This window comes from Aeromonas sp. 600527, assembly GCF_049175415.1.
Taxonomy (GTDB): Bacteria; Pseudomonadota; Gammaproteobacteria; order Enterobacterales; family Aeromonadaceae; genus Aeromonas; species Aeromonas veronii_A.
This window is the reverse complement of the sequence record NZ_JAAKVA010000001.1, coordinates 47,492-59,099: the sequence shown is the minus strand read 5'-3', so window position 1 is coordinate 59,099 and position 11,608 is coordinate 47,492. Positions and strand designations below refer to the sequence as shown.

Sequence of the window (11,608 nt, the reverse complement as noted above, 5' to 3'; positions counted from 1 at the left end):
TCCTCAGGGCTCATCGGGTTTCTCCGGTGGGCCCAAATGGCCGCCTACCGTTTCGCGGTGAAGCGGCAGATAGTGCCACCACCAGGCCTCGCGCCGTCGCTTGATCTGTTGCCGCCGTCCCCGCTGTTTCATCCCCTCACTCCCTGCCAGCTGATCCGCGCCTTAACCATACTCCCCCAAGGGCAACTTGGACAGGCCAGGCGTCCCAGGCGCACTGGTCTGGCCGCCACAGCCAATAATTGTTACAGTAGCGAACCTTGATGTATCTGGAGTGATTTCATGGAACAGCGTACCCCGGATCAGCTGGTCGAATGGGCCTATGATCAGTTTCTTGAGCAGGCCGCCGATATGCTGGCCCCCGAACAAATAGTCGACATCACCCTGGAGTTTGAGCAGCGTGGCGCCGTGGAGGCGACACTGCCCAATGCCGACTGGTCGACCGAGCTGGGTGAGCCGGTCGATATGGAACGCTGGGTCGAAGTGTGGGTCGGTTTGCTGGATCATCAGGATGAGTTTGAGGTGATCTTCGCCACCTTCCTGCTGCCCCGTCTGCTGACCGAAGATCAAGTGCATGTGCGCTGGCATCGCCAGCAGCAGGCATAAGAAAGGCGCCATCGGCGCCTTTCTTGTTTCTATGCTCTTTTATTTCTGTTCTCTGCTAATCCTGCGCCGCGATAGCCTTGGCCAGACAGCGGCGGCACCAGCAAGCACTGGCCTCCTGCATTGGCAGAACCGGCAACTGGCTGCACCAGCACTGCGCAATGGTCTGACCGGCAGAGACGGCGCAATAGGCCGGTTCGCCACAACCCGGACAGAGGTGAGTACTTTTCGAGCCATTCAGCTCGGCCATCACCGCCAGCTGGGCCTTGCTATCCATCGCCGACCAGTGGCCGATCTCGCTCAGGGTGCGGCCACAACCAAGGCAAAGCCCGTCTTTCGCCTTGCAGAGGCCAACACAGGGGCTCGGCATCTTATTCGCTATCCTGCGCCTGCTCACCTGCTTGTACCTGCGCGGCACCGGCGTCGGTCAGGGTAATGGCGTTATCTTCGATGACAATCTTGCCCTGCTTGTAGAGGCCGCCGATCGCCTTCTTGAAGGTGCCCTTGCTCATGCTGAACAGCTTGTAGATGAGCTCGGGTTCGCTCTTGTCACCCACCGCCAGACTGCCGCCCTGCTTTTTCATCCGGCTCAGAATGCGCTCACCGGCATCATCGACCCGCGCCAGACCCGGCTTTTGCAGGGTCAGATCGAGCTTGCCATCTTCGCGCACCTGCTTGACCCAGGCGGTTTGCGGCCGACCGGTCATCACTCGGCCAAACACTTCGTTCTTGAACAGCATGCCGGGATACTGACCGTTGACGATCACCTTGATACCTAGAGGAGAATGCTCCCCCGGCAGCGCGGTCACTTCGTCACCGACCTTGAAGTTGCTGCCGGCCGGTGTCAGGAAACGCTCGATGCGGCTGGTGCCGACCATGCGTCCTTCGTTATCCAGTTGCAGACGCACCAGATAGACGTGGCCCACCTGCATCGGCTTGTTCTGCTCGCGGCTGGGCACAAACAGATCCTTTTTCATGCCCCAGTCGAGGAAAGCACCAATCTTGTTGGCATTGACCACTTTCAGACCGGCAAATTCGTCCACCATGGCAAACGGCTTGTCGGTGGTGATCACCGGCTCGCAATCGGCATCCAGATAGAGGAAGACCTGCACGCTATCCCCCTCTTTCACCCCTTCCGGCAGTTGACGCTTGGGCAGCAGCAGTTCACCGTACTCATCGGCCGCAAGCCAGGCGCCGCGATCTTCGAGTTCAACAACGGTGAGGGTGTTCATCTTGCCAATCTGTATCATGGTGCTCTCTTTTCTCATTACCCGGATGGGCCAATTGATCATGGCCCCTATGGGCGCGCATGTTACCTCAAGAGCGGTGATCCGGCCTAGTCCCCAAGCCACCACTGGCCGCCATTTCGCCCTTATCTTATCCGCCAATGGTGATTAAATCGCCAAACAGGCGGCCATTTGCTGCAAATAACCCCACTTTTAGGTAGACTTCGCGGCTGTTCAAATCCAGAGGAACTGTCGATGAACCCATCCACTCGTACCCGCCATCTTAATCAATGGATCCAGAGCCACAGCCAGCAAGACATGACCTACCCGGCCCTGCACGGTTTTCTCTGTGCCCGTCTGGTAGGGCCAGAGACCCCTGACTGGCAACGCCCGCTGGCTGGATTGCTGGAACAGGATGCCGAGTTGGATGAAAAAAGCGCAGAAGCCCTCAACCATCTGATCGCCGAGCTGGAAGCCCAGGCCGACGACGCCCAGCTGGCACTGCCGAGCCAATGCCGCCTGCCCAGCGATAACCCGGAGCAGGTGTTCGAGCAGAGCCATCCCCTCGGTCAGTGGTGCTACGGTTTCAGCCAGGGCTTTGCCACCTGGCCCAAGCCGAAGGATTTGAACGACCCGACCACCCAGTACCGCTTCAGTCTGGCCGCCGAGCTGAGCCTGTTTCGCGACAAGCAGATGGCCCAGATGCTCTATAGCGCCGCCGCCAGCGAACTCCCCTTTGTCGAGTTCTGCAAACGACAGCGCCAGAATATGAAAACCGCCCTCAACCAGTTGCTCAACCTCGACCAGTATCAGGCAGCTCCCAGCGCTGATGTCTCCCTCAATGGCGAACAGGCCCAACAGTGGCAGACCTGGTTCGAACTGGCCGACAGCTGCCGCGATCATCAGGCCCGCCTCGGCTGGTTCGAGAAGATCATCGCCGATGCCACTCCGCTCTTTGATGAAGCCTTTTGGCAGCAAATCGCTGGCCACGGCTGGAGTGCCCCCGAACTGCGCCCCCTGCTGGCCGCCAGAGCCGGGCGCGCCGACTGCCTGTTGCGGCTTGGCAAGCTGGGTGAAGCCAAAGCGGAGTATCTGGATCTGCTGACGATCTGCGTGGCCGATGAGCTGGGTTGCCGCTACAACCTCTCCACTCTCTATGCACTGCAAGGGGATTGGCAGGCGCTGGCCGCCCTGCTGGTGCGCTTTGATGAAGCTTCCAGCTGGTTGCTATACAACAAGGCGCTGATGGTCTTTGCCACCGAGGGTGCCGAGGCAGCCAAGCCCCATCTGCTGGTCGCCATCGAGGCCAACCCGCACATTCCTGCCTGCCTGCTGGGTCAGCGCAAGCTGCCCAAACAGGAGCCGCAAAGCTGGCAAGCGGGCAGCCGTGACGAGGCGGCGCTCTACGCCATCCACACTCGCGAGGCTTGGCTCAAGCAGAACGCCCTCATCTGGTTGCGTAAAGGCTGAACAGCGTTGGCTTAAAATCCCGTCGGTCAGACCCGGTTTTTCCTTGAGGGCGTGCGCCACCGCACATTTCATCGCAACCGGGTCAGACAAATCAGCTTGAGTTTCGTATCATCAATGTCAAAGTATCAAAAGAAACTGCATCTGATGCAGCCGTCACAGCAGGGTGTAATATGTCAAAAATCATAGCGTTACTCGCTCACTACCCGCCCTATCAGTTGGTACATGCCGCCGAGATGCTACGGGATACCTTCGAACAGTTTTATGAACAGCGTTACCAGCTGACCGTGCCGCAATGGCGCCTGATGATGGTGCTCGGCCCCAACTACCCCATCAGCCAGAAAGAGCTGGTCGAGGCGAGCGGCATGGACAAGGTGCGCATCTCCCGCGAGATCCGCCGTCTGGTCGAAAAAGGGATCATCTTCACCGAGAGCAGCGAGCAGGACAAACGCATCAGCCTGGTCTCCCTCACCAATGCCGGCCAGGCACTCTTCCTGCAGCTCAAGAGCGAAGCTGGCAGCTGGCAACATACCCTGACCGACTATCTGCCGAGCGAATCCCGCGAGGCGATCCGCCAGCATCTGCACAGCGTCAGCGCCGCCATCGAGCAGCTGCAATCACTGGATCGGGAGAAATAATCATGGATTTGAAAAAGTTCGCCACCATGGATATCAACATGCTGTTGAGCGTCGTCAATATGCAGCTGCGTGATCACTATGACGACCTGGATGATCTCTGCAAGGCGCAGGAGATCGATCAAGCAGCACTGGAAGCGCGGCTCGCCAGCGGCGATTTTCACTACCAGCCGGCGCAGAAACAGTTCAGATAAAGAGAGCTAGCGGGATCGGGATCACAGCGCCAGTGATGGCGCTGGCTCTGCGGTAAAAACCTGATATGGTCTGAAGAGCCCCAACAGGGTGATGCACGGATACATCACCCTGTCACAAGAGGGCATTAAAATCGTTTCAGGTGAGCAAACCAAGGATGACCCCATGATACTGATGACCCGACAGAGCCTGTTGATCACGCTCTGCACCCTGTTGATGATCAGCCTCTTCACGCCCCACTTGCCGCAAAGTACCGAACAGTGGCTGACCACCCTCTTGCTTGGCCTGCTGGTCGCGGTGGCACTGCTGCTGGTGCGCGGTTGTCGCCGCTTTATGATGGAGTAGTGACTCCGCCAGAGCGTCCATACCGACCGCTTGCCGCGATACTCTCTGTAGCAGCAACGTCTGTCACAATCATATCGAGCCAAAAAACAAACGCAGCCTGATGGCTGCGTTCTTGTATCTGGTGGGGCAACCCCTTGAAGAGATAACCCCTGACGGGATAGAGAGCCCTTAAATAGCCAGAGCCTCAAGCTGCGCTTTAGCCGCTTCCATCCCCTTGCTCTGGGCATCCGGGCCCATCCCCATCCCTTCGGCGTAGATGAAATCCACCTCTTTGATACCGATGAAACCTAGCACGGTACGCATGTAGGGAGTGACCAGATCGGTGGCGCTACCAACGTGCATGCCGCCGCGAGGGCTGATCACCAGCGCACGGGTATTTTCAACCAGACCGACCGGACCGGTCTCGGTATAGCGGAAGGTGACGCCGGCACGGGCAACCAGATCGATCCAGTTCTTCAGCTGGGTCGGGATGTTGAAGTTGTACATGGGGGCCGCAATCACCACCAAGTCGCTCGCTTTGAGTTCGGCGATCAGCTCGTCGGACTGGGCGATCACCGCCAGTTGACGCTCATTGAGGTTGTCACCACCGCGCAGGCCGGAGGCCAGCTCGCCATCCAGCACCGGCAGGTTGAGGGCAGCCAAATCACGCACGGTGACGGCATCATCCTGATGATCAGCCAGGAAGCCGTCGATCAGGGCGTTGGATTGGGAATATTGACCCAGGATGCTGGATTTGAGTACGAGGATATTGGCCATGGTGAAACTCCATTTGGTTGTCGGTTGAACAGCTGCGCTGTCGATAGAGGTCACTCTAAACATTGTGCTTATTTGCTGATAGCGAAAATAGATGCTCAACTTGTTCAAATTTTTTGATGAAAGGCCACTTCCTCGCCAGCCAGCCCTGCGGCCGTGCTTCAACCCTTGGCAGAACAAACGATTGCCGTTATGATCCGCCGCACTTTTTCCAGCGACCAGGATCCCATGATACCCTCGCGCAGGCACTCTCCTTTGGCCGGTGCAGTCTGGATGATGGTGGCAGGACTCTGCTTCGCCGCCGTCAACAGCCTAAGCCAGTATGTCAGCTTCAAACTCGGCCTCCCATCGACCCAGGTCGCTTTCCATCAATACCTGATCGCCCTGATCTGCCTGCTGCCCTGGCTAGTTCGTCATGGCCTGCGCCAATCCCTGATGACCAATCAGTTCCGGTTGCACCTGTTGCGGGTATTGTTGGCAGTGATCGGCATCCAGCTCTGGCTCTGGGCACTGGCGTACCCCGTCCCCATCTGGCAGGGGATCGCCCTGCTGATGATCTCACCGCTGTTTGCCACCCTGGGCTCCGCCCTGCTGCTCAAGGAGCAGGTGAGCCACGCCCGCATTCTGGCCACCCTGGCGGGCTTTGCCGGCGCCATGCTGATCCTCGCCCCCTGGACTGACGAATTCAACTGGGCCTCCCTGCTGCCGGTGGCAGCGGCGCTGTTCTGGGCCGGCTACTCCCTGATGGTGCGCTATCAGGCGGCCAACGAATCATCCCACACCATAGTGGTGTATCTGCTTATTTTCAGTACCCCGTTCAACGTCATGCTGGCCCTGCCGGAGTGGCAGTGGCCAAGCGAGAGCCAGTGGCTGCTGGTAGCCGCCTCCGGCGTGCTGACGGCACTGGCCCAGATGTCCATCGCCCGCGCTTACAGCGTGGCGGAGGCCTCCTTCGTACAACCTTTCGATTTTGCCAAGCTGCCGATGAACGTGCTGGCGGGCTGGCTGGTATTTGGCTGGGCGCCCCCCGGCCGTCTGTGGCTTGGCGCCGCCATCATCATTGGCGCCATTACCTTGCTGACCCATCTGGAGCAGCGCGCTCACAAACCCGTTTCCTGAGGTACGCCATGCGTGCCTCTTTTTTTGTCCGCTATTCGTGCGATAGCGATCATCAACAATGACCATCGACATCAGGAGAGATCGTATGTTTGGAACCGCAACCCGCCCCGGCGCCACCCGTGCCCTGCTGCTGGGCTCCGGCGAACTTGGCAAGGAGGTCGCCATCGAGTTGCAACGCTTCGGGATCGAAGTGATCGCCGCCGACCGCTACCCCAATGCCCCCGCCATGCAGGTGGCCCACGCAGCCCACGTGCTGGATATGCTCGATGGCAACGCCCTGCGTGCCCTGGTTGCCGAGGTTAAACCCGACCTCATCATCCCCGAGATTGAAGCGATTGCCACCGATACCCTGGCTGCCCTTGAGCAAGAAGGGGTCAAGGTAGTGCCCAACGCCCGCGCTACCCAGCTCACCATGAACCGGGAAGGGATCCGCCGCCTCGCCGCCGAGACCCTGGGTCTGCCCACCTCACCCTACCGCTTTGCCCAAAGCAAAGAGGAGTTTGTCGCCGCCGTCGAGGCTATCGGCCTGCCCTGCGTGGTGAAACCTGTGATGAGCTCGTCCGGCAAGGGACAGAGCGTACTGCGCGATCTCGCCAAGATCGATGAGAGCTGGACCTACGCCCAGGAGGGTGGCCGCGCCGGCCGTGGCAAGGTGATCGTCGAGGGCTTCGTTCCCTTCGAGTACGAAATCACCCTGCTCACGGTACGCGCCGTCGATGGCATTCACTTCTGCGACCCTATCGGCCACCGTCAGGAAGATGGCGACTACCGCGAATCCTGGCAGCCACAGGCGATGAGTGAACTGGCGCTGGCCCGCTCCAAAGCCGTGGCGGCCAAGGTGGTCGAGGCCCTCGGTGGTTACGGCCTATTCGGGGTCGAACTCTTCATCAAGGGGGATGAGGTGTGGTTCAGCGAAGTCTCGCCGCGTCCTCACGATACCGGCATGGTGACCCTGATCTCGCAGGATCTCTCCGAGTTCGCCCTGCACGTGCGCGCCATTCTGGGGCTGCCGGTCGGCACCATCACCCAGTATGGGCCGAGCGCTTCCGCCGTGGTACTGCGCGAAGGGCACAGCCCGGACATCCGCTATCAGGGAATTGGTGAGGCATTGGCGCTGGTGCCGGGCGCCCAGCTGCGGCTGTTTGGCAAGCCGGAGATCGCCGGTCGTCGCCGTCTTGGCGTGGCGCTGGCCCGCGCAGCGGATTGCCAGGATGCGGTGGAAAAAGCCAAAGCCGTGGCCGCCAAGGTCGAAGTACTGTTCTAAGGGCTTTTTTGCCACAGCAAAACAAACGTTTGCCGATGTGATCGGGCGCAAGGGGCATGGCAATGCCCCTTTTGCATTTCCCCGTCAGGCTTATAATCCCCTCTTCAAATTTGTCAGGAGTACAAGATGTTAGCTGCCGTGATCTTCGATATGGATGGTGTTCTGATTGACTCGGAACCCTTTTGGCAACGGGCCCAGATCGCCGTTTTCTCCGAACTGGGTCACCCCCACACCGTCGAGGATTGTGAATCGACCATCGGCGTGCGCATCGATCAGCTGGTCGCCCACTGGTATCGCCTGCGCCCGTGGAGCGGCCCAACTCAGGAAGAGGTAGTACAGCGCATTCTGGATCGGGTCAACGCCCTGATCCTCTCCGAAGGTCAGGCCAAAGCCGGTGTGCTGGAGGCGCTCGACCTTATCGAAGCCCGCGGCCTGAAAGTGGGTCTGGCCACCTCTTCCCCCTTTGCGATGGTAGAAGCGGTGCTCGGCAAACTCGGCATTCGCGATCGCTTTATGGCGGTTCACTCCGCTGAAGTAGAGCGTTTCGGCAAACCGCACCCGGATGTCTACATCCACGCCGCCGAAAAGCTGGGGGTGGAACCGGTACACTGTCTGGCCATCGAAGATAGCTTTACCGGTCTGCTGGCAGCCAAGGCGGCCTCCATGACCGCGCTGATCGTGCCGGATCCGGCTTTAGTGGGTGACCCACGTTTGGCCATCGCCAACTACCAGCTAAGCTCGCTGGCCGAGCTCAATGCCGACATGTTGGCCAGCTGGGTCAAGTAGCGCCTATCGGCGCCTTGTTGCGCTCGCGTCCTCATACCCGCAGGGGGCTTCAGCCCCCTGTTATTGCCAGACAAAACCGTTGGCAATCCCTCCTCTTTTCACTCGTCATTCACAACCAGATTGTTCCTCTCGCACACGACCAGTCCAACCGGTTGCACCTTGCCATCCCTCAGGCTTGATCTCTGTCATAAACGTGCGTTTGCTCGCGGTTAACCCCCTGCAGCCCGACTAGAATCAGGGTAGATAGGCGGCCCCAGGGCCCGAGGAGGTTATCATGATCGAGTACACCAGCAAGCGCATCGTCTGCCCCCACTGCGGCCACCATACCCGGGTCGAGCTGGATGCCAGCCAGGGTGATCAGGAGTTTTACGAAGATTGCATGGCCTGTTGCAATCCGATCCACCTGCGGCTTCACCGCGACGAAGCCCGCGACTGTTTGCAGTTGTTTGTGGATGCAGACGACGAGCAACTGTTTTGATTGCGAGTCACAAAAGGCCGAGCAGCTGTTTTGCCTGCAAGTCGCAAAGAGTTGAGCAGATGTTGTGACTGCGAGTAATGGAAAGTTGAGTGGATATTTTCACCATGTAAATAACAAGGGCCTGCACACTGCAGGCTCTTGCTTATGAGGCGATTGAAACCGAGCCGTTTCCTTTCAGTGACCCCCGCGCGCCGCCAGCACCCGCTCCACGGTATCGACGATGGCCTGGGTCTGGGGATCGATCTCGATATTGGTCTGCCAACCCGCCTTGACCCAACCCAGGTTGGTGCGAGCCAGGGTCTCGGGGATCAGGTGAACGCAGAACTCCCGCTCACGCACCTCACCGATGGTCAGGCTGATGCCGTCGATGCCGATATACCCCTTGGTCAGCACATATTTCATCAGCTCGGGGGCGAGGCGATACCACACCTGACGGTTGTTGGGTGTATCGATCACCGAGGTAACCTCCGCCATGCCGATGATATGGCCAGACATGGCATGACCGCCGATCTCGTCGCCAAAGCGGGCAGCCCGCTCCACATTGACCTTGTTCCCCACCTGCAACAAGCCTAGGTTAGTGAGGCGCAGGGTCTCCTGCATCAGATCGAAGCTGACCAGATCCCCCTCGACCCGGGTGACGGTCAAACAGCAGCCGTTGTGAGCCACCGAGGCGCCGAGGGCCAGCCCTTCCCCCCACGCCGGGCTTGGCATGCGGATCACATGGGTACGGAAGTTGGGTTGCTCCTCGATGGCCACCAGTTCGGCGGTCCCCTGCACTATGCCAGTGAACATCTCTCGTCTCCTGCTACGGCAAAAAGGGCAGGTTAACCTCGGGCAGAGGGTGAGACAAGGGTACAGGCTGACAAGCTTGCGCCCGATCGCTATAGTGACGCCGTTCACATCCGGGTAAACAAGGAAAAAGAAATGCAGGTATATCAATGTTGTGAAGCGATCCGCATCGCCTATAACCAGATTGGCTCCGGCGAGCAGGGCTATGTGCCAAACGCCATCGCCGCTACTATCCGCGCCCTCAACGCGGTCGCCGCCGATGAGCGGGTGCCCGCCGAGCTGCGCGAGCAGGCTGCCTATGCCGCTGCCAACCTGCTGATCAGCGATCACGAAGACGCCTGATCCTGCCCCTCGGGGCGGCAACTATTTCGTCCTGGCTGAATTTCAGGCTAGAATGCCTCCCCCACCCTTTGCACTTTCGTCCGAAAGTGCAAAGGCTCTTCCCGATTTCCGCTCTTTTTTACTCTTATCTGATCCACTCGGAGGTGTCAGTGCAACGTTATTGGTCCGAGGCGAAGCAGCTCGTCCGTCTAGCCAGCCCCATTCTGGTCGCCCAGGTGGCCCAGGTCGCCATGAACTTCGTCGATACCGTGATGGCGGGACAGGTGAGTGCGGTCGATCTGGCCGCCGTGTCGGTGGCCTCCAGCTTCTGGCTACCGGTGATCCTGCTGGTGCAGGGGATCATCATGGCGCTCACCCCCATCGTCTCCCAGCTCAATGGTGCCCGTAAACGCGAAGCCATTCGCCCGGCCGTTCATCAGGGCTTCTGGCTGGCACTGATCGTCACCCCGCTGGCGATGATTGCGCTTTATTACAGCCCGCTGGCGTTGCAGTTCATGGATGTGGAACCTGTGATGGCCGCCAAGACCACGGGCTATCTGCATGCCATCCTGTGGGGTCTTCCCGCGTTCGTGCTGTTCCAGGTGCTGCGCAACTTCAGTGAGGGGCTCTCCCACACCATGCCTACCATGGTGATCGGCTTTGTCGGGCTGGCGGTCAATATTCCCGCCAACTACATCTTCATTCACGGCCACTTCGGCATGCCGAAACTAGGCGGGGTGGGTTGTGGCGTGGCCACGGCCATCGTGCTGTGGGCCATGCTGCTGGCGATGATCCTCTATGTGAAGCTCTCCCGTCACTTCACCGAGATCCGGCTTTTCTCCCAGCTGGCTCGCCCCAACGGCAGCAGGATCTGGCGCCTGTTTCGCTTGGGCTTCCCCATCGCCATGGCGATCTTCTGCGAGGTGACCCTGTTTACCGTGGTAGCCCTGATGCTGGCCCCCTTCGGCGCTGAAACGGTGGCGAGCCACCAGATTGCGCTGAACTTCTCCAGCCTGGTCTTTATGCTACCCCTCTCCATCGGGGTGGGTGTCACCATCCGGGTCGGCCACAGCATAGGTGAAGGGCAGCCCCATCATGCCCGGGTAGCGGCTCGCACCGGTTTGATGCTGGGGATGGCCATCGCCGCTGCTACTGCCGCCATGACGGTGCTGCTGCGCGAACAGATCGCCTCCATCTATACCGATGATCAGCAGGTGATCGTCCTGGCGGCCATTTTGCTGTTCTTCGCCGCCATCTATCAGATCTCCGACTCGGTACAGGTGATCGCGGCCGCCGCACTACGCGGTTACAAGGATACCCAGGCGATCTTCTACGTCACCATCGTCGCCTACTGGGGACTGGGGCTGCCCACCGGCATGATCCTGGGTCTGACCGACTGGCTGGTGCCGCGGATGGGGCCGCAGGGCTTCTGGATCGGCTTTATCGTCGGCCTCACCAGTGCGGCCCTGATGCTGGGGGCGAGATTGCGCTATATCTACGGCCGTTTTGCCACTCCGGAAGCCTGCACCACCCTGTCGCGATCTCAGTAACAGGGCTTGGCGAGCGACAACTCGCCTGCAAAATCAACAGGCTGCGCAAGAACTGGGCAAACAGTCTCCTTTGTGCATATGGC

General features: G+C 59.6%; 16 protein-coding genes. 11 read left to right on the top strand and 5 right to left on the bottom strand.

Annotation, left to right across the window (positions count from 1 at the left end; translation table 11 throughout):
- Positions 1–3 precede the first annotated feature (3 nt).
- Entirely contained in the window at positions 4–132 is a 129-nt protein-coding gene (locus G5154_RS00315) for a hypothetical protein (protein WP_019445852.1), read from the bottom strand.
- Positions 133–279: 147 nt separating this feature from the next.
- Here G5154_RS00315 and G5154_RS00310 point away from each other — a divergent pair, with 147 nt between their 5' ends.
- Positions 280–603: an HI1450 family dsDNA-mimic protein gene (locus G5154_RS00310; protein ID WP_005336851.1), complete on the top strand. Its 324-nt coding sequence runs from the start codon at positions 280–282 to the stop codon at positions 601–603.
- Between the two features lie 55 nt (positions 604–658).
- Here the strand turns inward: G5154_RS00310 and G5154_RS00305 are convergent, their stop codons facing one another.
- Together G5154_RS00305 and G5154_RS00300 are read right to left on the bottom strand one after the other, a co-directional pair.
- Entirely contained in the window at positions 659–970 is a 312-nt protein-coding gene (locus tag G5154_RS00305; protein WP_005345788.1) for a DUF1289 domain-containing protein, read from the bottom strand.
- Between the two features lies 1 nt (position 971).
- Positions 972–1,850: a CvfB family protein gene (locus G5154_RS00300; protein WP_005345791.1), complete on the bottom strand. Its 879-nt coding sequence runs from the start codon at positions 1,848–1,850 to the stop codon at positions 972–974.
- A gap of 231 nt (positions 1,851–2,081) precedes the next feature.
- Between G5154_RS00300 and G5154_RS00295 the strand changes: the two genes are divergently transcribed.
- The 4 genes from G5154_RS00295 to G5154_RS00280 all read left to right on the top strand — a co-directional run bounded on the left by G5154_RS00295 (position 2,082) and on the right by G5154_RS00280 (position 4,465).
- Positions 2,082–3,296, top strand: a complete 1,215-nt coding sequence (locus G5154_RS00295) for a YecA family protein (RefSeq protein WP_421243529.1) — start codon at positions 2,082–2,084, stop codon at positions 3,294–3,296.
- A gap of 170 nt (positions 3,297–3,466) precedes the next feature.
- Positions 3,467–3,931 (top strand): MarR family winged helix-turn-helix transcriptional regulator, encoded by a 465-nt coding sequence (locus G5154_RS00290; protein WP_005345795.1) that lies wholly within the window; start codon positions 3,467–3,469, stop codon positions 3,929–3,931.
- 2 nt (positions 3,932–3,933) lie between these two features.
- Entirely contained in the window at positions 3,934–4,122 is a 189-nt protein-coding gene (locus G5154_RS00285) for a DUF4250 domain-containing protein (protein WP_204383253.1), read from the top strand.
- A 163-nt stretch (positions 4,123–4,285) separates the two neighbouring features.
- The gene (locus G5154_RS00280) at positions 4,286–4,465 is read left to right on the top strand and encodes a hypothetical protein (RefSeq protein ID WP_005336860.1); all 180 of its coding nucleotides are present in this window, start codon (positions 4,286–4,288) and stop codon (positions 4,463–4,465) included.
- 168 nt (positions 4,466–4,633) lie between these two features.
- Here the strand turns inward: G5154_RS00280 and G5154_RS00275 are convergent, their stop codons facing one another.
- Positions 4,634–5,221: an FMN-dependent NADH-azoreductase gene (locus tag G5154_RS00275; RefSeq protein ID WP_042055909.1), complete on the bottom strand. Its 588-nt coding sequence runs from the start codon at positions 5,219–5,221 to the stop codon at positions 4,634–4,636.
- A 225-nt stretch (positions 5,222–5,446) separates the two neighbouring features.
- Between G5154_RS00275 and G5154_RS00270 the strand changes: the two genes are divergently transcribed.
- The 4 genes from G5154_RS00270 (at position 5,447) to G5154_RS00255 (ending at position 8,865) form a co-directional block, all read left to right on the top strand.
- Positions 5,447–6,337: a DMT family transporter gene (locus tag G5154_RS00270; RefSeq protein WP_421250055.1), complete on the top strand. Its 891-nt coding sequence runs from the start codon at positions 5,447–5,449 to the stop codon at positions 6,335–6,337.
- 85 nt (positions 6,338–6,422) lie between these two features.
- Entirely contained in the window at positions 6,423–7,601 is a 1,179-nt protein-coding gene (gene purT / locus G5154_RS00265; RefSeq protein WP_421243527.1) for a formate-dependent phosphoribosylglycinamide formyltransferase, read from the top strand.
- A gap of 126 nt (positions 7,602–7,727) precedes the next feature.
- The gene (hxpB, locus tag G5154_RS00260) at positions 7,728–8,387 is read left to right on the top strand and encodes a hexitol phosphatase HxpB (protein ID WP_047440653.1); all 660 of its coding nucleotides are present in this window, start codon (positions 7,728–7,730) and stop codon (positions 8,385–8,387) included.
- Between the two features lie 274 nt (positions 8,388–8,661).
- Positions 8,662–8,865 carry a CPXCG motif-containing cysteine-rich protein gene (locus G5154_RS00255; protein WP_005336871.1) on the top strand — a complete coding sequence of 68 codons (204 nt, stop codon included), beginning with the start codon at positions 8,662–8,664 and terminating at the stop codon, positions 8,863–8,865.
- Positions 8,866–9,039: 174 nt separating this feature from the next.
- Here G5154_RS00255 and G5154_RS00250 read toward each other — a convergent pair whose 3' ends face one another.
- Entirely contained in the window at positions 9,040–9,657 is a 618-nt protein-coding gene (locus tag G5154_RS00250) for a riboflavin synthase subunit alpha (protein WP_128835639.1), read from the bottom strand.
- A 132-nt stretch (positions 9,658–9,789) separates the two neighbouring features.
- On the opposite strand from G5154_RS00250, the gene G5154_RS00245 reads away from it, so the two are divergent.
- Together G5154_RS00245 and G5154_RS00240 are read left to right on the top strand one after the other, a co-directional pair.
- Complete coding sequence (locus G5154_RS00245; protein WP_005345813.1) at positions 9,790–9,996, top strand: YaeP family protein; 207 nt, start codon at positions 9,790–9,792, stop codon at positions 9,994–9,996.
- 149 nt (positions 9,997–10,145) lie between these two features.
- Positions 10,146–11,525, top strand: a complete 1,380-nt coding sequence (locus G5154_RS00240) for an MATE family efflux transporter (protein WP_421250054.1) — start codon at positions 10,146–10,148, stop codon at positions 11,523–11,525.
- Positions 11,526–11,608: the final 83 nt, after the last annotated feature.